This window comes from Allomuricauda sp. MMSF_3307, from assembly GCF_030733585.1.
Classification (GTDB): domain Bacteria; phylum Bacteroidota; class Bacteroidia; order Flavobacteriales; family Flavobacteriaceae; genus Flagellimonas.
Map to the genome: position 1 here is coordinate 90,277 of NZ_JASHIQ010000007.1, position 18,364 is coordinate 108,640.

Annotated in this window: 19 protein-coding genes; 8 read left to right on the top strand and 11 right to left on the bottom strand. The window is 44.8% G+C overall.

Features of this window, described 5'->3' with window-relative positions; all coding sequences use genetic code 11:
- Positions 1–47 precede the first annotated feature (47 nt).
- A complete protein-coding gene (locus tag RBB12_RS15775) occupies positions 48–1,385 on the top strand; it encodes a hypothetical protein (RefSeq protein ID WP_306014600.1) in 1,338 nt (445 codons plus the stop codon).
- Positions 1,386–1,390: 5 nt separating this feature from the next.
- A complete protein-coding gene (locus RBB12_RS15780; RefSeq protein WP_179385044.1) occupies positions 1,391–1,747 on the top strand; it encodes a hypothetical protein in 357 nt (118 codons plus the stop codon).
- On the opposite strand, the gene RBB12_RS15785 is transcribed toward RBB12_RS15780, so the two are convergent.
- Both RBB12_RS15785 and RBB12_RS15790 read right to left on the bottom strand, forming a co-directional pair.
- Positions 1,744–2,154, bottom strand: a complete 411-nt coding sequence (locus RBB12_RS15785) for a hypothetical protein (protein ID WP_306014601.1) — start codon at positions 2,152–2,154, stop codon at positions 1,744–1,746. The two genes, RBB12_RS15780 and RBB12_RS15785, sit on opposite strands and share 4 nt — an antisense overlap.
- Positions 2,147–2,725, bottom strand: a complete 579-nt coding sequence (locus tag RBB12_RS15790) for an RNA polymerase sigma factor (RefSeq protein WP_306014602.1) — start codon at positions 2,723–2,725, stop codon at positions 2,147–2,149. The genes RBB12_RS15785 and RBB12_RS15790 overlap by 8 nt, the downstream gene beginning before the upstream one ends.
- 136 nt (positions 2,726–2,861) lie before the next feature.
- On the opposite strand from RBB12_RS15790, the gene RBB12_RS15795 reads away from it, so the two are divergent.
- Together RBB12_RS15795 and RBB12_RS15800 are read left to right on the top strand one after the other, a co-directional pair.
- Complete coding sequence (locus RBB12_RS15795; RefSeq protein WP_179385047.1) at positions 2,862–3,215, top strand: DUF6249 domain-containing protein; 354 nt, start codon at positions 2,862–2,864, stop codon at positions 3,213–3,215.
- 68 nt (positions 3,216–3,283) lie between these two features.
- Complete coding sequence (locus tag RBB12_RS15800) at positions 3,284–3,916, top strand: MOSC domain-containing protein (protein ID WP_306014603.1); 633 nt, start codon at positions 3,284–3,286, stop codon at positions 3,914–3,916.
- A 52-nt stretch (positions 3,917–3,968) separates the two neighbouring features.
- Here RBB12_RS15800 and RBB12_RS15805 read toward each other — a convergent pair whose 3' ends face one another.
- Positions 3,969–4,346, bottom strand: a complete 378-nt coding sequence (locus tag RBB12_RS15805) for a hypothetical protein (protein ID WP_179385049.1) — start codon at positions 4,344–4,346, stop codon at positions 3,969–3,971.
- 212 nt (positions 4,347–4,558) lie between these two features.
- Between RBB12_RS15805 and RBB12_RS15810 the strand changes: the two genes are divergently transcribed.
- Positions 4,559–5,431 (top strand): AraC family transcriptional regulator, encoded by an 873-nt coding sequence (locus tag RBB12_RS15810; RefSeq protein WP_179385050.1) that lies wholly within the window; start codon positions 4,559–4,561, stop codon positions 5,429–5,431.
- A gap of 4 nt (positions 5,432–5,435) precedes the next feature.
- Here RBB12_RS15810 and RBB12_RS15815 read toward each other — a convergent pair whose 3' ends face one another.
- Positions 5,436–6,206: a S1/P1 nuclease gene (locus RBB12_RS15815; RefSeq protein ID WP_306014604.1), complete on the bottom strand. Its 771-nt coding sequence runs from the start codon at positions 6,204–6,206 to the stop codon at positions 5,436–5,438.
- 150 nt (positions 6,207–6,356) lie between these two features.
- On the opposite strand from RBB12_RS15815, the gene RBB12_RS15820 reads away from it, so the two are divergent.
- From RBB12_RS15820 to RBB12_RS15830, 3 genes are all read left to right on the top strand, one after another.
- Positions 6,357–8,555 (top strand): DUF5916 domain-containing protein, encoded by a 2,199-nt coding sequence (locus tag RBB12_RS15820; RefSeq protein WP_306014605.1) that lies wholly within the window; start codon positions 6,357–6,359, stop codon positions 8,553–8,555.
- An 86-nt stretch (positions 8,556–8,641) separates the two neighbouring features.
- Complete coding sequence (locus tag RBB12_RS15825) at positions 8,642–9,904, top strand: DUF819 domain-containing protein (protein ID WP_306014606.1); 1,263 nt, start codon at positions 8,642–8,644, stop codon at positions 9,902–9,904.
- 44 nt (positions 9,905–9,948) lie between these two features.
- Positions 9,949–10,647: a DUF4369 domain-containing protein gene (locus tag RBB12_RS15830; RefSeq protein ID WP_293285609.1), complete on the top strand. Its 699-nt coding sequence runs from the start codon at positions 9,949–9,951 to the stop codon at positions 10,645–10,647.
- Here the strand turns inward: RBB12_RS15830 and RBB12_RS15835 are convergent.
- The 7 genes from RBB12_RS15835 to RBB12_RS15865 form a co-directional block, all read right to left on the bottom strand.
- Positions 10,644–10,916, bottom strand: coding sequence for a hypothetical protein (locus RBB12_RS15835; RefSeq protein WP_179385055.1), 273 nt, complete (start codon positions 10,914–10,916; stop codon positions 10,644–10,646). The two genes, RBB12_RS15830 and RBB12_RS15835, sit on opposite strands and share 4 nt — an antisense overlap.
- Positions 10,917–10,944: 28 nt before the next feature.
- A complete protein-coding gene (locus RBB12_RS15840) occupies positions 10,945–11,913 on the bottom strand; it encodes a type I phosphomannose isomerase catalytic subunit (RefSeq protein WP_179385056.1) in 969 nt (322 codons plus the stop codon).
- A 1-nt stretch (position 11,914) separates the two neighbouring features.
- On the bottom strand, positions 11,915–12,322 hold the full coding sequence (locus RBB12_RS15845; protein ID WP_179385057.1) for a 6-pyruvoyl trahydropterin synthase family protein: 408 nt from the start codon (positions 12,320–12,322) through the stop codon (positions 11,915–11,917).
- The gene (gene idi / locus RBB12_RS15850) at positions 12,319–12,852 is read right to left on the bottom strand and encodes an isopentenyl-diphosphate Delta-isomerase (protein WP_179385058.1); all 534 of its coding nucleotides are present in this window, start codon (positions 12,850–12,852) and stop codon (positions 12,319–12,321) included. Before idi ends, RBB12_RS15845 begins: the two co-directional genes overlap by 4 nt.
- A 56-nt stretch (positions 12,853–12,908) precedes the next feature.
- Positions 12,909–13,862, bottom strand: a complete 954-nt coding sequence (locus RBB12_RS15855) for a type IX secretion system membrane protein PorP/SprF (RefSeq protein WP_306014607.1) — start codon at positions 13,860–13,862, stop codon at positions 12,909–12,911.
- A 1-nt stretch (position 13,863) separates the two neighbouring features.
- The gene (locus tag RBB12_RS15860; protein ID WP_306030339.1) at positions 13,864–15,912 is read right to left on the bottom strand and encodes a gliding motility-associated C-terminal domain-containing protein; all 2,049 of its coding nucleotides are present in this window, start codon (positions 15,910–15,912) and stop codon (positions 13,864–13,866) included.
- Between the two features lie 2 nt (positions 15,913–15,914).
- Positions 15,915–18,364: hypothetical protein (locus RBB12_RS15865; protein WP_306026679.1), on the bottom strand; the 2,450-nt coding region annotated here is incomplete at its 5' end.

Below are 18,364 nucleotides of genomic sequence, written 5' to 3' on the forward strand. Positions count from 1 at the left end.
GGCTTTTGCATTTTATGCCTATCTTGGTGTAGCAAACCAATCAAACCGTGGGCAATAACGATTACAATAGTCCGGCCTTTAAAAAACTATTGGATTCCCTTCAGCAGCAAAGCTGGGAACTGGAACTCATTATTTCGGGTTTTGCCATTTTTGGACTTTTCACCGCATACGAACCCCTTCGTTTGGAAATGCTGCATGCCGAAAACGAGGATTCTGTCTACAGTTTTCTGGTATACCTTATTTTGCACATCGCATCCTCCATTTTGCTTTTCAACCTACTGCTGCATGTCATCCTTCGAGGACTTTGGATAGGCGCATTGGGCCTCCGATATGTTTCTGGTGATATCGAATTTGAAAAACTGCGCTATTCCGAAAAGTTCACCAACTATCTAAAAAAGCGTATCGTATCCTTTGATCGCTACATCGCCAACTTGGAAAATTATTGTAGTGTTCTCTTTGCCATTTCGTTTTTGTTGATTTTCTACGTGTTGGCACTTACCATGATTATTTTATCCATAGTGCTGGTGGCCAACTTTATTTTTGATAACGACCAATTGCCGGACGCACTGTCCGCGACTTTGGGCACCATCCTGATCATTCTTATCATCCTAGGAATGCTCCTTACATTTATCGATTTTGTAACCCAGGGCTGGTTAAAGCGGAAAAAGTGGATATCCCGTGTATACTTCCCCGTGTATTGGATATTCAGTTTTATCACGCTTTCGTTTCTTTACCGACCCTTGGTCTACAATTTTTTGGACAACCGTTTTGGTAAACGATTGATTTTGCTATTGGTTCCCATTTATATTGCCATTTTGATGATCACCACTTTGGAATACCGACATTCCAATTACCTGGAAAAAGACCTTGAATCGTCCAGTTTTTTTGCCAACAAGGAGAATTATTTGGATATGCTAACGGACAAAGAGGACTTCCCGGGAAGGATGGTGATACCCTCCAAAGTAATCACCGAACCGTATTTGAACGTTTTTGTGCCTTTTTCCGAAAGCTTGGAAAACCGGATTTTTGCCTACAACGATTCGCTTTCCCCGAAAATAGACCGTCGCGGACTTACCTCCAATATGCAGGTCACCACCAGTTGGGATGATGAGATTACCAGCCGAAGCCAAAAGGATAGTATTCGGAGGAAGTACCTCAGCACCTTTAATGAAATCCACTCCTTTCGTATTGACAGTCTGGAATTGGACGAGGATTTTATCCTAACCACGGGAATCAACAATACGCTTGGTTTTGAAACCTATCTCAACATATCGGACCTAGAACAGGGCAAACATATTTTACGGCTTCGAAGAAAAAGAAAGGTCAAGGATAGTGTGGTCAGTCAAACAGATGTTATCTTGCCGTTCTGGTATTATAAAAAATAGGTTGTATGGCACCGTGGGATTTATATGTTATGGCAGGAATGTATGTGCTGGCTGGAGCTATGCATTTCATCAAACCAAAAATGTACATGCGGATTATGCCCATGTATTTACCAAACCATAGGCTTTTGGTCTATTTAAGTGGTGTTGCAGAAATTTTACTGGGAATCGGCGTTTGTTTTGATGCTACCCGTACATTGAGCACTTTCGGTATTATTTTGATGTTAGCGGCCTTTCTCCCCGTCCATTTTTACATGCTTTCCAGTGAAAAAGCTGCCGCTGGGATTCCCAAATGGATTTTAATCCTCCGAATCCCCCTTCAATTTTTCTTGATGTATTGGGCATACTATTATGCCTATGTTTAACCCAAGGTTTGATCCATTTGCTTTTTTAACCAGCCCACCTGTACAAAAAACATAAAACCGAAAAGCAAAAACGCATAAACCATGATCTTGGAGGAGGTATACTGATCGACCCATTGCCAATCCGTTTGGAACCATGCATCCATATGTATGCTGGCGAACCAACCTTGTCCGCTATCCGTTCCCAGCTGTGCCCCAATAAAAACCAACAAAGCAACAAAGGCGATAGATACACCGGACAAAATCTTTCCGGATACCAAGGGCTTATATTGAAACACCTCTTGTTGCGCATCGGCTTCCAATTTGTGCAGGACTTTTTGGGTAAAATCTACAGAAGGTGATTCCAATGGGGCATCTTCCATGAACTTATCGATAAATGCTTCCAGTTTTTTATCCTCTCGTTTATCCATTGCTTTGCAAAATTTCTTTGTTCACACTGTTTTCCATAATACCGGCCAATCGTTTCCTGGCCCTGAACAACCGCACCTTTAAGGTATTTACGGGCAGGCCGGTCGCTTTCTCCATCTCCTGCAGGCTACTTTCCTCGAGATAAAACAAGGTTAGAATTCCCGCATCTTCCGACGACAATTGCGCCAAGCATTGCCTTATGATTTCACTCCTTTCTTCGTCGGCCATTCTTTGAAAGGCATTGTCCAAATCAGCGTAGGCAATTTTATTGATATGTTCCAAGTCGGTAAGGACACGTTCCTTTTTTATTTTCTTGATCTGGTCCAAACAACTGTTGTAGGCAATCCGATATACCCAAGTCGACAGTTTGCTGTCCCCCTTAAATTTAGAAACGGATCTAAACACCTTAATAAAAACATCTTGCGATACTTCTTCGGCCTCTTCCCGGTTGCCCAACATCCGAACGGCCAGCGTATAAACCAAATCCTTATAGCTATCCACCAAATCGGAGAATGCGCGGGTATTCCCCCTGCGTATTTCCGAAATCAGTTCTTGTTCTGTATTGGTCAGCATTGTTCATAGGACGCCAAATGCTCCATTTAGGTTACACCGAAAATAAAATTTTTAATTTGATGTAACCTGATTTGAAAAACAGTCGTCATAGCTTATGAACAAATAAATTATCAAATAATCAGTAAAACGAACAGTTATGGGATCAGAAGTAATTATCATACCTATTATTTTCGGAGTCATTTTTGCGATTGCCTACCTTTATTTTTCAACGAGGAACAAGGAACGATTGGCCTTGATCGAAAAAGGAGCGGACGCCAGCATTTTTGTTAGAGGTAAAAGAGATGAGGCCGCTCCGGTATGGAAAGTCCTCCTCCTTAACCTAGCCTTATTGCTCATGGGTATTGGAGCGGCGATTTTTGTTGCCTCCCTATTGCACTATGGTTTAGGGGTGGATGAAGAGGTTGCATATCCGGGCACTATTTTCCTCATGGCAGGTATTGGGCTTTTTGTAGGTTTCAATATGACAAAGAAATTGTATCGGGAGGATTAATTTTTCACGACAGCAATTAAACTGAAGGACCACCGCCACCAGCGGTGGTTTTTTTATACCTTGCCGTTATGAAAGTAATCTCAACAAATCTAGGGGAGCCGACCAAAATCAATTGGAACGGCAAACAAACCTTAACGGGTATTTACAAATATCCTGTGGATCAACCGATTTATCTGGACACCGAAGATGTACAGGGCGATACCGTAGTGGACCGAAAATACCATGGCGGTATATACAAAGCCTGTTATTTGTTCTCGGCGGACCATTACGATCATTGGAAGGCAAAGTACCCTCAATTGGAATGGGACTGGGGCATGTTCGGGGAAAACCTCACCATACAGGGCTTGGACGAATCGCAATTAAGGATTGGAAGCACCTACCGATTGGGCACGGCCTTGGTACAAATTTCGCAACCAAGGGAGCCCTGCTATAAATTAGGTATCCGTTTTGGCGATCAAGGGATACTGAAACAATTCATCGACCATGGTCGTCCAGGGACCTATATTAGGGTTTTAGAGCCCGGTACCGTATCAAAAGGAGATTCCATGGAACTGGTGACGGCATCGGAGAGCCCTTTGACCATAGCACAGTTCTATGAGCTGCTTTTTGCCAAGGAAAAGGACCAGCATGTATTGCAACAGGCGCTCCACAATGAGGCCCTACCTTTGGAAAAAAGGGAGAAACTTCAGAAATGGGCATAAAAAAAGGGGAGCCTCCCAGCTCCCCAATGCACATAAAAATTAACTAAACAAACTATCTTACAACCATTTTCTGCTTGTAGGTACCGAATTTGTCCACTACAACAATGGTATATTCTCCTCTAAAGGCTTTTTCGAAGTTGAATGCTTTCTCCACAACGATGTCACCGTCGATAGCCTCGTCAAAGACAAGTCTTTCTTCGCTATCGTATACTTTCAATAGTACCTTTCCCTTGGAGACGTTCAAAAGGTTCATCATAACTTTTTGACCTTTCCTTACAAATACGGGGTCAAGGTTTACCTTTACCAAGTTCTTTTCAACTTCATATTTGGCAACTGTCTTTTTACCAAATTCTGTTGCTGTCGTGTTGGCAACCGCAATTGCACTGATCAAAAGGGCTGCTGCTACTGTTAGGTTCTTAACTACTTTCATAACATTTCGTTTTTTTAAGATTACAGTACAAATGTAGGACGCAATAGCGCATAGAAATACCACTCCTTTTTCCAGTTTATGTGCTATATTAACATGGTATATCATTTAACATAGTATTAATGATAAAATAGCATAACTTTGCGGTAATTTTGTTGACATTCGTACGACAATGGTAGTTGTAACTTTATCATTGCGGACAAAAATTGTAGTACATGATTCAAAAACCGGCATTTGAAGCGATCGCTCCCAGTTTTGGGCACTCATTTACCTTTCAAAAGTTTAATGAAAGCAATGAGAACAAAAACAATGGTTGGCATTACCATCCAGAGCTGGAATTGGTTTATGTGAATGGGGGTTCTGGAAAAAGGCAGATCGGGAGCCATGTTTCCTATTATAGGAACGGTGACCTTATATTGATTGGTTCCAATTTGCCCCACTGTGGATTTACGGACAAGCTGACCGGTAATAAAAGTGAGACGCTTGTACAAATGAAGGCGGACTTTTTGGGAAGTGATTTCTTCAATATTCCCGAAATGAAAAATATCCAAAAGCTGTTCGAAGTTGCCAAGGGAGGTATCGCCTTTAGCGGAAAGACCAAAATGAAGGTGGGTGAAAAAATGGAAATCCTGGAATACCAGACCGATTTTCAGCGCTTGCTTTCCATACTCAACATTTTGAACATTTTGGCCACCTCCAAAGAAATGCACGTTTTGAACGCGGAAGGCTTTTCAATTGAAACCGAATTAAAGGACAACGACCGCATCAATGTCGTCTTTAATCATGTAAAAACACACTTTAAGGAAGATATCAGTTTGGAACAGATTGCCGATATGGTGAGCATGACGGTGCCCTCCTTCTGTAGATACTTCAAAAAAATCACCAAAAAGACCTTTACGCAGTTCGTAAATGAGTATAGACTGGTGCATGCTTCAAAGCTTTTGGCGGAACAGCCCATAAGCATCACGCAGGTGTGCTACGATAGCGGCTTCAACAACTTTTCACATTTCAATAAGTCCTTCAAGGCCTTTACGGGGCAAAATCCTTCGGAGTACAGAAACCAGTTGAAAACCGTTTTGCAATCCTGATCGCTTAGGCAAATAAATCATTCAACACCTTTGCCAAGCGCAGTCCTCCTTTTTGGAGCTGCTCGAACAAAAGGTCGTTGTAGTCGTAGGAATAACGATAGCCCAACTTTTCCCCTATTTCCACGGAATCGTAGAGCTTTGCACAAATCTCATGGGATTCGTCCACCCAATCATAGATGGTTCCCGCCTGGATTTCCTTTCTTTCGGCACGGCTAACCTCTACCAGTTCACCGGCCAGTTCGGTATAGGTCATGCCATAAGATTCGATCATATTCTTGTCCCAGACCCGGTGCAGGTTGCTTCCCTCTCCAAACCATTGCACTTGAATATCGTTTCCGCCCTTATCCTCTGCCCTACTCGCATGCATCGGTTGGTGCAGGTCTCCTATCAAATGAATCAGCATCTTTAAATAAAAGACCCGGTCCTCACGGCTATTGTTTTTATCCTTTACCTTGGCCGTACATTCCTCAATGGCCATTACAATATCCCCATATTCACTTTTCTCCGAATCCCGATAACTGGTGCCCAAGGGATAATTCACATAATGCCAAGCAGAATATTTGGAAAACGCACGGTCTGCTTTAATATCATCGGCAAAGGTGGAAACGAAAGCCAAACTGTGCCCATCCAACAAATCGTTCAAAGCCCGTTTGGCCTTTCCTGTCAAATAGGCCTCAGCAATTTCACCTGTAACTCGGTGGCCCGTTTTTCCCCAAGTGGTATTTGCCAAAACAATAACAGGGAGCAATAACAACAATAATGTGACTTTTTTCATTTGAAACGACGCTTAGGTTGACAAAAAAATACGGCGATTTTTATTTCTGGAAATTTCTGAATGTTTTGGCAAAGAACAACCGATTTTAAAATTTTGGGATTTTTTTAACTATGTAAACTTTACATTTGTTAAACCAACTAAACTGAATCAATGCTCAAAAAAAGTTTTGTACTCGTTACAATCCTCTGTTCTTACGCTCTATTTTCTCAATCCGATCCGAAAAGTTTTACGGTAAAATATATCGATGACATCATCAAAGTTGATGGCATTATGGACGAAAGTGTTTGGGAAATTGCAGAAAGCGCCTCCGATTTCCATCAATACTTTCCAAGCGATACCACGCTTGCCTTCCAGCAAACGGACATTAAGATGCTGTACAACAATACCACCCTATATGTTGGCATCAAACTGAACACCGAAGGGGACAACTACGTGATTCCCTCCTTACAACGGGATTACCGCGCCGGGGGCAATGACAACATCAGTTTAATGTTCGACACCTTTAACGACGGCACCAACGCTTTCCTATTCGGGATGAATCCCTACGGCGTACGTCGTGAGGCACTCATTTCCAATGGTGGTTCCGGGCCCAGTGGTTTTACCACTTCGTGGGATGTAAAGTGGAAAGGTGAGACCAAAATCTACGAGGGCTACTACATTTGCGAGCTGGCCATACCCCTCACCTCTTTTAAATTCAAGCAAGGTGAGACCAAATGGCGGTTCAATAGTTATCGTTTTGATATGCAGTCGAATGAAACCAGTAGTTGGATGAAAATTCCGCAAAACCAACTGGTGTACAGTTTGGCCTTTATGGGCGATATGATTTTTGAAAAGCCCCTTGGAAAATCGAGGACCCCCATGGCACTCATTCCATACATCAATGGTATTTTGGCGAAGGATTATGAAAACAATGAGGAGTTTAACAATTTTAATGTTGGGGGCGATGCCAAAATCTCCATTGGCAACGGAATGAATTTGGATGTAACCCTTAACCCCGATTTTTCCAACGTACAAGTGGACAATGTCATCGTCAACCTTTCCCGTTTTCAAGTGGCCTTGCCCGAAAGACGACAGTTTTTTATCGACAACAATGACCTTTTCGGTTCCTTTGGAAACGAAAGGGATGCCAACCCCTTTTTCTCAAGAAGAATTGGTATTGCCAAAAACAAGGATGATGAAACCATAGAAAATGGAATTGTGGGCGGTGTTAGGCTTAGTGGCAAATTAAATGAAAATTGGCGGCTCGGTCTTTTGAACATACAAACGGAAGAGGACGAAGAAAACGAGATTGCCAGTAACAATAATACCGTGTTGGCACTCCAAAAAAAGATGTTCTCGCGTTCCAACCTCAGCTTCATTTTTGTGAACCGACAAAGTTTTGGGGAATACGATTTTTTGGAAGAAACGGACAGATACAACCGGGTGGTTGGCTTGGATTACAATCTTGCCTCCGCAGATAACACGTGGACGGGTAAATTCTTCTATCACAAATCCTTCGCCAGGGATATTGGGAATCGTGATGCCTCGGGAGGTATGGACCTCCGATATAACTCAAGATTCTTCAATTTTGGGCTTCGTGGAAATTTCGTGGGCAACGACTTCCGATCAGATCTCGGGTTCGTGCGCCGACAGGATATTGTGGCTGCAAGGCCTTTTGTCGAATTCAATTTTTGGCCACAGAAAGGAAAACTGAATTCCCATGGATTCCGCATTAGCCCAAACGCTATTTGGCGACCCACCTTAGATTATAAGAATACGGATTACAACATCTTTTTGAGCTGGCAGGCCAGATTTAAGTCCCAAGAAGAGTTTTCGGTACGGATGTTTAACCGCTACACTTTCTTAACGGAAGAATTTGACCCCACAGGAACAGATGGTGCGGTGGGACTGCCAGGAGATATAGGCTATTATTACACCAGCTACGAGATGCAGTTCCAAAGCGACAGAAGAAGAGTGTTTTCCTACTCGGTGCAACCTGGTTATGGTGACTTTTACAATGGCAATCGATTTGTTATGGAAGGTGATTTAAGTCTACGTCTCCAACCCAAAATGTTGCTTTCACTTGGTGTCAATTATAACAGTATCATGCTACCTGAGCCCTATGCAAGCCGTGATATTTGGCTAGTAAGTCCAAGGATTGAACTTACGTTCAATAAATCCGTTTTTTGGTCCACCCTAATCCAATACAGCAATCAGGCTGACAATCTAGGAATCAATTCAAGGCTGCAATGGCGCTTTGCGCCGCTATCTGACCTATTTTTGGTATACAACGACAATTATTTTGTAAACACCTTCATGCCACGTACCCGGTCCATTAACCTAAAATTGACCTACTGGCTGAATATTTGAGAGGTATTGACTTTTAAATTGAAAAAAAATATCCTCCGGATACACCCCTGTTATTTTCCTATATTTGAGGTTTTAGCATCACATCTATGGACCAACTACCATTTACCCAAGACACTGTTATCTTCGGGCTGCTTTGCCTCTGTCTAGGCTTTGTATTTTATACCTCATCCATCAAAACAGGATTCTGGAGCAAGTTTTATAGTGTAGTTCCCACCGTACTTATGTGCTATTTGTTGCCAGCCATTTTAGCCAGTATAGGAATCATTGACGAATCGTCTTCCAACACCTATTACGTGGCCAGTAGATATCTGCTGCCAGCTGCTTTGATCTTGATGACGATCAGTATAGACCTAAAGGCCATCATCAACCTAGGGTCCAAGGCCTTGGTCATGTTTCTAACAGGCACAGTGGGTATTGTTATTGGTGGACCCATTGCCATTTTGATCGTGTCCATATTTTCCCCCGAAACGGTTGGGGGTGTTGGCCCAGATGCAGTTTGGAGAGGATTGGCAACCATTGCAGGGAGCTGGATAGGTGGAGGTGCCAATCAAGCAGCCATGCTCGAAGTTTTTAAATACAATCAAGAAAGTTATGGGGGCATGGTCCTCATAGATATTGTGGTCGCCAACCTCTGGCTGGCCATCATCTTATTGGGCGTGGGCAAAACCGATAAAATTGACCGCTGGCTCAAAGCGGATACCTCTTCCATTGAAGATTTGAAGGTAAAAGTATCGACCTACACCGAAAAAATAGCCCGTGTAACTACCCTGCGAGACTTAATGATGTTGTTGTTCTTCGCCTTTGTGGGAGTGGGCATATCCCATTTGGCAGGACACCACTTTGCCAATTTCCTTCAAAACAATTTTGAGGTCATCCGTAACCCACAGAAAATTTTGTCATCCTTAGGTTCGGATTTCCTTTGGATGGTGGTTTTCGCCACAGCCATAGGCATTGGGCTTTCCTTTACAAAAGCCAAAAACTATGAAGGTGCAGGGGCGAGCAAAGTTGGGGGTATGTTCATTTATATTTTGGTGGCGACCATAGGTATGAAAATGGACTTGGGCAAGGTATTGGACAACCCTGGACTTATCGCCATCGGGTTGATTTGGATCACCATTCATGCAGGACTCCTAATTCTGATGGCAAAACTCATCAAGGCACCATTCTTTTTCTTGGCCGTGGGCAGTCAGGCCAATGTGGGCGGAGCCGCATCGGCTCCCGTTGTCGCTGCGGAATTTCACCCTTCACTGACTTCGGTGGGTATCCTATTGGCCGTTTTTGGCTATGTGGTAGGAACGGCAGGAGCCTATTTGTGCGCTTTGTTGATGGAAGTGGCCTCCAATGTTTAATATTTTGAGAAGATTGTGCATCTTTGCCCAGCTAAAATTTTAAGATGAAGCGGATATTGTTTGTTATACTGATAGGAATCGCTGTGCTTGCCTGTGAAAAGAGCACGGAACATACCATGAACCTTAGTGGGAACATTAAAGGATTAAAAAAAGGAACCCTCTATTTGCAGCAATTCAAGGACTCTACCTTGGTAGTGTTGGATTCTTTACAAATTCAAGGGGATGGCAATTTCAGTTTTGCCCAAGAGGTGGAAGAACCTGAGATTTTCTATTTGTACCTCAAGAAAGAGGACAATAACGACATCAACGACCGTATCACCTTTTTTGGGGAAGCTGGTGACATTATCATCAATACCGCATGGAACACTTTTGACACGAATGCGGAAATTTCAGGGTCAAAATCCCATAAAAAGCTGGAGGAATTCTATCAAATGGCTTCTAAATTCAACATTAGGGAACTTGGCCTGATCCAACAAGGGTCATCTCCCGAAATGCAAGAGGATTCCATCGCTTTGGATTCCATTCAACGCTTGATCAATCAAAACACAATTGGCCGATATCGATATGCTCTTAACTTTGGGCTTAGCAATACCGATTCTTACGCCACTCCCTACATTATGATGACCGAGGCTCGGGAAGCCAATCCGAAATACCTGGATTCCATTTACAAAAGCCTTGCTCCAGAAGTGGCATCCTCGAAATACGGAAAGGAATTTAAGGCCTTCTTGGACCAGAACAATTAAGCTTCAAGGCTATTGAGCCGCTCCACAAGCTTGGTGGCTTTCTCTTCCAGTTCGTTACGAATGGACTTGAAGTGGGTTTTGGAGTCCTCTACTTTTTTCTGGTTGATTTTATCCATAAGGTTATCATAGACCTCAATGGCTTCATCAATGATCACGGTTCCTTCTTCGGATTCTTTATTGCCGGAACCGGCTTCCCAGATATAAACTGCTTCAATGATGTCTCCCAGTACATAATTGACATCCTTTTTTAAGTCACGGATACTTGGCATAACACTGTGGTTTTGATTAAAGATACTATTAAATGGTAACTTCTAAAAGTTTGGCGTGTTGGGTATCAATTTCCAAATGGGTACTGGAGGCGGCAACAAGGGCTGTCTCCCCTTTTTGTATGGACGTGCTTCCCCAATCGTTGGTAATGGTAGCCTCACCTCCCACGCACATATAAATGGTGAATGAGTCCCTTTGGGACAAATCTTGCTTCATGGGTTGGGTCAACGCCAGGAAATTTGTTTTAAAATAAGGGCAATCCACCATGCCGTTGGTTTGGTCTGTATCGTTGGCGTAGTTTACCCTGAAATCATCCTTTTTTTCGTAATCGATGGCGTCTACGGCCAAACTGGTGTGCAGTTCCCTTAAATTGCCATCCTTATCCCTGCGGTTGAAATCGAATACCCGATAGGTGATGTCGGAAGTCTGTTGGATTTCGGCCAACAACACCCCGGCACCAATGGCGTGTATCTTTCCCGTGTTGATAAAAAAGGTGTCCCCTTCCTTGACTTCCTCATAGTTCATCAAATCGGTCAGGGTGCCTTCCTCAAGACTTTTCACATACTCTTCTTTCTCCACATCCTTATTGAAGCCTACAATCAGTTTGGCACCAGGATCAGCATCCATAATATACCACATCTCCGTTTTTCCAAAGGAATTATGCCGGCTCTTGGCCAGTTCATCATTGGGGTGCAGTTGAATGGAAAGGTCCTGTTTGGCATCAATAAACTTAATAAGGATGGGGAAATCGTTCCCAAAGCGTTGCACCACGCTATCGCCCAGTAACGCTTTGCCACTTTGATCCATCAAGTTTTGAAGGGATGTCCCCTCCAAATCGCCATTGGACACCACGGAAATATCCCCTTGCACACCGGAAAGTTCCCAGCTTTCACCAGTAATATCACTTTCGATAGGCTTGTTCAACACTTCCTTTAGCTTGGTTCCTCCCCAAAGGCGTTCTTTGAGTATGGGCTTGAATTTTAAGGGGTATAGGTTCATTTTATCCGGTATAGGTCACAAAATTGCGAGGAGTTTCGTAGAGTACCACCTCCAACTCCTTTTCGGCCTCGATATGTGGCCTGAGTTTATTCCAAATCACTACTGCGATATTTTCTGCCGTAGGGTTCAAATTCTTGAACTCGGGCACATCCAAATTCAGGTTTTTATGGTCCAATGGGTCCAGCACCTGTTCCTTGATCAAATCCTTGAGTACCTTGAGGTCCATCACAAACCCTGTTTCCGGGTCGATTTCCCCAGTGACGCTCACGATCAAATCGTAGTTGTGTCCATGGTATTTGGGGTTATTGCATTTGCCAAAAACGGCGTTGTTCTTCTCCTCGTCCCAATCGGGCCGAAACAATCTATGGGCCGCATTGAAGGTCGCTTTTCTACTTGCCTTTACTTTCATTGTGCAGGAGTATTTTCCAAAAGATGGTCATAAAAACGTTCAAAGATAATTTTGAACCAAGCTGTGTAGTGCTGAGGATTCTGGTCCATATCCTTTTTAATATCCGCTGGGTACATCCATTTCCAATCGGCCACCTCATCTGGATTGATATTGGGTTCATCCTCAAAATATCCAACCATGACGTGATCAAACTCGTGTTCGGTGAGCCCGTTGTCAAAAGGAGCCTTATACACAAAATGGAACAGTTCCTTGAGTTCTGTGGTAAAGCCCATTTCTTCCATGAGCCTGCGTTTGCCAGCCTCCACATTGCTCTCCCCTTCCCTTTGGTGGCTGCAACAGGTGTTGGTCCATAACAGGGGGGAGTGATATTTGTCCTTGGCCCGTTGTTGTAGCATGGTTTCGCCTTTGGCGTTCATCACAAAAACAGAAAATGCCCTATGGAGCAACGCCTTTTCATGGGCTTCCATTTTGGGCATCAGGCCAATGGGTTCGTCTTGTTCATTTACCAATATTACTTTTTCCTCTTTCATATGGTAAAAATATGACCTTTGAGGTAAAATATGTGGTAAAGGCTCGTAAATTCTTCCTAAAAGAAGCGCGGTGATTTTAGGTTTCCGATGTTTCTGATGAAATCGTATCTAAGGATAATCTCGAAGGAACCGTCGTTGAAGGTAGCGGCTCCCAGCTCCGTAATCTCACGATCGTAGGCCATGCCCACCATAAACTGATCGGACAGCATAAAGCCAATAAGACCGCTGAAGGCAGCATCCCAACGATAAGCAACACCGCCTATAAACTTTTCGTTGAACATAAAATTGGCGGAAAGGTCTACTTGGAGTGGTGCTCCTTGGACAGCTTTGGTCAAAAGGGCCGGTTTAAACTTGAGTACGGGATTGAGGTCCCAAACATATCCGGTTATCAAATATAAGGTCATCTGTTCTTTTGCCGTAGAGATGGAGGATGTATCAAAATGCGTGGTCTCCAATATTCTAGGCGCAGAAAGACCTGCATAAAATCTGTCGGTATGATAGTACACCCCCGCTCCAATATTTGGGGAAAATTTATTTTGAATATCCTGCTGCGACTGCAATTGAGGGTCTATCTCAAACTCATCGAGCTCGGAGAAGCGGATATCCAACATATGGGCACTGGCCTTAAGGCCAAAACTCAACCTTCCTTCCCAAGAGGTTTGGATGGTATAGGAAAAATCGACATCGAAATAAGTCTCGGAAGTAGGCCCGATCTTATCATTTACAATGGAGAGTCCAAGACCCACACCACGATACCCCACTGGGGTGTGCAGGTTCAAAGTCTGAGTTTCCGGAGCACCGTCAAGTCCCAACCATTGGTTACGGTAAAGGGCGGCAATGCTCAAATGTCCGCGCGAACCTGCATAGGCCGGATTCACGCTGACCGTGTTGTACATGTATTGGGTGTACTGTGCATCCTGCTGCGCCTGCATGTTTACCGCTCCCAAAAACAGAAGGGCAATCAGCCATTGGATGTTTATGTTGACGTTCTTTTTTTTCACAGTAACCATTTTATCTGTTTATGTATATGTAGCCTGTTAGCTGTTTCATACTTCCGCTTGTCTCTTGATAATCGATAACATAGAAGTATGTCCCTACAGGTAATTTATTGTCCTTGTCCACAGTGACCCTTCCTTGGGATGTACCATCGAATACATTTCCGCTGGAAGCATAGGCCTTGGTCTGGAAGACCATTACGCCCCATCTGTTGTATATCCTCACCGTGTTGTTCGGATAATTTTCAAGTCCGCGGATCTCTAAGGTATCGTGTACGCCATCCCCATTGGGTGTGATGACATTGATGACATCAACCACTTCTTCGTCGGTAGTCAATTCACCTAAGTCTGGGTCTAGGTAATCCGGGATACCATCTTCGTTGGCATCGTCATTGGCGTAATTACCATCTGCGTTGGCATCTTCATCCATGGTCTCGATACCATCGTCATCATCGTCCGAGTCCCTGAAATCTGGAATACCATCACTATCATTATCGGGCAAGGCCGTACTCGGGTCGTCCATTTCGTCATTGATATCGGTATCGATCATGGTCTCGCCTTCGTATCCATCATCCAAACCATCGTTGTCCTTATCAGAACCAATCAAGGTTACTTCTGGCAAACCATCATGGTCCAAATCGTGTCCTTCAATAGCATCGGGTACATTGTCGTTATCACTGTCCTCATCCACATAATCTGGAATACCATCATTATCGGAATCCAACGGAATCAGGCCAAGATTACCATCAGCATCGTAAGTATCATCCAAACCATTTCCGTTGGCATCGGTCATGCTTGGTGCGAGGTATCCCAAAGCAGGCTGTGCCTCAATATTGTCCGGAATTCCATCATTGTCACTATCGATATCGAGGTAATCAGGAATTCCATCTCCATCGGTGTCCGTTGGGTTAGTGGATGGATCATCATCACTATCCGCATTTAAATCCTCAAAGGCGTCCACGATGCCATCGTTATCACTATCGATATCCACACCAAGGTCATTGACCACTACAGTTATAGTCGCCGTATCACAGTTTCCATTGTCATCACAAACGGTATAAGCAAAGGAATCTGTGCCCGTAAATCCAGGGTTTGGCACATAAGTAATATCGTCATCGGATGGATTGTTTGCCGTTCCATTGTCGTTTAACACCACGGTTCCATTGGATGGGTCGGTCGCGGTAATCGTTCCAAGCGTTGGGATGTCATTGTCATTTGCTCTCCATGATATCGCAGCATCAACACCGATATCCGTGGAAACCGAATCGTCGATGGTGTCCACAATGGGCAGCACATCAATGATCACCGTTGCGGTGCTACAATCCCCGAAGGAATTACAAAGGGTATAATCAAAACTGTCGCTTCCGTTATAATCTGGGTTTGGGGTGTAAGTGACCATATCATCCGAAGGGTCGTTTGCCGTTCCGTTGTCATCAATACTCACTGCCCCGTTCGCTGGGTCGGTCGTCGTTAACACTCCAGTAGTAGGTATGTCCGCATCATTGTTGAAAATAGGCACAATTACCGATTCATCTTCGTTGACAGTGACCAAATCATCTGAAAGGTTTGCGGCTTGGCTCATACATACCACTGTAAATCTGGGTAGCGAGGTGCTGTTGCCTACCTTTGTGATGGTCGCCACATATCGCATTACGGTCTGTGTACTGGTTACTGTGGGCCTTGATTGATCACCGGGAAGAGCGGGACTCCAACCTACTGTGGCTCCCGAGGGAACACTGGCCGAAATATCCAAAGTCACCTGATTATTGGGTGCTTCACAGTCGGTCAAAATAAAATATCCCGTTGCATTGGAACCACAAAGTGTCCCATCGTACGTGGCAAAATACACACCGGGCTGGGTCGCTTCATAAAAGGAATTGGTCCCTAAAACGGTGGATGTATCCGATGCCTCATACCAGCGATAATTCGTTTCGTCGCCCGTATTGGGGGCCTGCAACAAAAATTGGGCACTGGCAAGATTCATTCCTATAAAGAAAACGAACAGTCCAATGTATAAAGACTTATATGAGGTGTTGGATTTCAAAATCGACTCGTCTTTGACCATTATTATCTTACCACAAACACTACGTTGATCAATGCATTATAATCGGCTGGCTGACCAATAATGTCGTAGGTCAACACTCCATTGGCATCAATACTCATGTTGTCGAACACCGTTGGGTCCGCATAGGTTACGTAGTAATACAATTCGGCTGCACTATACGTTGGAAGAGCGGTAGGCGCTCCTGCACTTGATACTGCTGGTGTTCCATATTGCGCCACGTATTGTGCATACAAATCAACAGTTCTTCCTGTTCCGTTTGTTGAAGCATCAATGGCAATGGAAGGAGGGTAAAATATTCTTGCCGCTTTTGATGTGATCGGTGCTATATCTTGAATGACATCCTCAACGGTAGCCTCAGTATTTCCGTCTCCATCCACATCTACAGGTGAATCTGAATTCACTTGCGCTGCCGTTTGGTCGTCCGTATCGATATCAGCCAAGGCAACTTGAAGTGTACCGTTGCTATCCTCTATCTCAAGATTGGCTCCATTCACTTCAAAACGCGTATTGATTTCGTTGGTGACACTAGCGTCCGCATCGTCCACGTTGTCCACGTTGTCCGCGAAGTCCGCTGGAATACCTGTCAAGCTGCTCCACTGTCCGTCGAAATCGTCGGTGGAATCCAAATCCAAGTTGGCCGGTACGTTGGTCAAGTCTCCAAAGTCTCCAGAGAAATCATCTGTACTATCTGTATCCAAGTTGGCAGGAACATTGGATAGGTCCCCAAAGTCTCCGCTGAAACCTGAAAGGTCAAAGTCGTTGCCGTTCGGGGTCACTGTCACCGTTCCGTCGGTGGAGGTGATGGTCTGCAATTCGTTAGCTGGGTCGTTGTCCGCATCGTCCACGTTGTCCACGTTATCTGCGAAGTCGGCCGGAACTCCCATCAGACTGCTCCACTGACCGTCAAAATCATCGGTGGAATCCAAATCTAAATTGGCGGGCACGTTGGTCAAGTCTCCAAAGTCTCCAGAGAAATCATCCGTACTATCGGTATCCAAGTTGGCAGGAACATTGGATAGGTCCCCAAAGTCTCCGCTGAAACCGGATAGGTCAAAGTCGTTGCCGTTCGGGGTCACTGTCACTGTTCCGTCGGTGGATGTAATGGCCTGTAATTCGTTGGCAGGGTCGTTGTCCGCATCGTCCACGTTGTCCACATTGTCGGCGAAGTCGGCTGGAACACCTGTCAAGCTGCTCCACTGTCCGTCAAAATCGTCGGTGGAATCCAAATCCAAGTTGGCAGGGACATTGGTCAGATCGCCAAAGTCTCCTGAAAAGTCGTCCGTACTGTCCGTATCCAGATTCGGGAACTCGTTGTTCACCGCCGTAGCCACTTGGGCGTCGGTCAATTGAGTATCATTATCAATATTGTCCGCAAAACCTGCTGGAACACCTGTCAAGCTGCTCCACTGTCCGTCAAAATCATCTGTGGCATCCAAATCCAAGTTTGCAGGAACATTGGTCAAGTCTCCAAAGTCGCCGCTGAAACCGGATAGGTCAAAGTCGTTGCCGTTCGGGGTCACTGTCACCGTTCCGTCGGTGGATGTAATGGCCTGTAATTCGTTGGCAGGGTCGTTGTCCGCATCGTCCACGTTGTCCACGTTGTCGGCGAAGTCTGCCGGAACCCCTGTCAAGCTGCTCCACTGACCGTCGAAATCATCCGTGGAATCCAAGTCCAAGTTTGCCGGTACGTTGATCAAGTCTCCAAAGTCTCCAGAGAAATCATCTGTACTATCTGTATCCAAGTTGGCAGGAACATTGGAAAGGTCTCCAAAGTCACCGCTGAAACCGGATAGGTCAAAGTCGTTGCCGTTGGGGGTCACTGTCACCGTTCCGTCTGTGGAAGTGATGGTCTGCAATTCGTTAGCTGGGTCGTTGTCCGCATCGTCCACGTTGTCCACGTTATCGGCGAAGTCCGCTGGGATACCAGTCAAGCTGCTCCACTGTCCATCAAAGTCATCAGTGGAATCCAAGTCCAAGTTGGCCGGTACGTTGGTCAAATCGCCAAAGTCGCCAGAAAAGTCGTCCGTACTGTCCGTATCCAGATTCGGGAACTCGTTGTTCACCGCCGTGGCCACTTGGGCATCGGTCAATTGAGTGTCGTTATCGATATTGTCCGCAAAACCTGCAGGAACTCCTGTCAAGCTGCTCCACTGACCGTCAAAATCATCGGTGCTGTCGGTGTCCAAGTTCGAAGGAACATTGGAAAGGTCCCCAAAATCTCCGCTGAAACCGGATAGGTCAAAGTCGTTGCCGTTCGGTGTTACCGTCACTGTTCCGTCTGTGGATGTGATGGCCTGTAATTCGTTCAAGGGGTCGTTGTCCGCATCGTCCACGTTGTCCACATTGTCGGCGAAGTCTGCCGGAACCCCGGTAAGGCTGCTCCACTGACCGTCAAAATCGTCGGTGCTATCGGTGTCCAAGTTCGCTGGAACATTGGTCAAATCATTGAAAT

Coding starts and splice junctions, on each gene's coding strand:
- RBB12_RS15780 (WP_179385044.1), top strand. CDS start 1,391: ATGGCACCGTGGGATTTATATGTTATGGCAGGAATGTATGTGCTGGCT.
- RBB12_RS15785 (WP_306014601.1), bottom strand. CDS start 2,154: ATGGATAAACGAGAGGATAAAAAACTGGAAGCATTTATCGATAAGTTC.
- RBB12_RS15790 (WP_306014602.1), bottom strand. CDS start 2,725: ATGCTGACCAATACAGAACAAGAACTGATTTCGGAAATACGCAGGGGG.
- RBB12_RS15795 (WP_179385047.1), top strand. CDS start 2,862: ATGGGATCAGAAGTAATTATCATACCTATTATTTTCGGAGTCATTTTT.
- RBB12_RS15800 (WP_306014603.1), top strand. CDS start 3,284: ATGAAAGTAATCTCAACAAATCTAGGGGAGCCGACCAAAATCAATTGG.
- RBB12_RS15805 (WP_179385049.1), bottom strand. CDS start 4,346: ATGAAAGTAGTTAAGAACCTAACAGTAGCAGCAGCCCTTTTGATCAGT.
- RBB12_RS15810 (WP_179385050.1), top strand. CDS start 4,559: ATGATTCAAAAACCGGCATTTGAAGCGATCGCTCCCAGTTTTGGGCAC.
- RBB12_RS15815 (WP_306014604.1), bottom strand. CDS start 6,206: ATGAAAAAAGTCACATTATTGTTGTTATTGCTCCCTGTTATTGTTTTG.
- RBB12_RS15820 (WP_306014605.1), top strand. CDS start 6,357: ATGCTCAAAAAAAGTTTTGTACTCGTTACAATCCTCTGTTCTTACGCT.
- RBB12_RS15825 (WP_306014606.1), top strand. CDS start 8,642: ATGGACCAACTACCATTTACCCAAGACACTGTTATCTTCGGGCTGCTT.
- RBB12_RS15830 (WP_293285609.1), top strand. CDS start 9,949: ATGAAGCGGATATTGTTTGTTATACTGATAGGAATCGCTGTGCTTGCC.
- RBB12_RS15835 (WP_179385055.1), bottom strand. CDS start 10,916: ATGCCAAGTATCCGTGACTTAAAAAAGGATGTCAATTATGTACTGGGA.
- RBB12_RS15840 (WP_179385056.1), bottom strand. CDS start 11,913: ATGAACCTATACCCCTTAAAATTCAAGCCCATACTCAAAGAACGCCTT.
- RBB12_RS15845 (WP_179385057.1), bottom strand. CDS start 12,322: ATGAAAGTAAAGGCAAGTAGAAAAGCGACCTTCAATGCGGCCCATAGA.
- idi (WP_179385058.1), bottom strand. CDS start 12,852: ATGAAAGAGGAAAAAGTAATATTGGTAAATGAACAAGACGAACCCATT.
- RBB12_RS15855 (WP_306014607.1), bottom strand. CDS start 13,862: ATGGTTACTGTGAAAAAAAAGAACGTCAACATAAACATCCAATGGCTG.
- RBB12_RS15860 (WP_306030339.1), bottom strand. CDS start 15,912: ATGGTCAAAGACGAGTCGATTTTGAAATCCAACACCTCATATAAGTCT.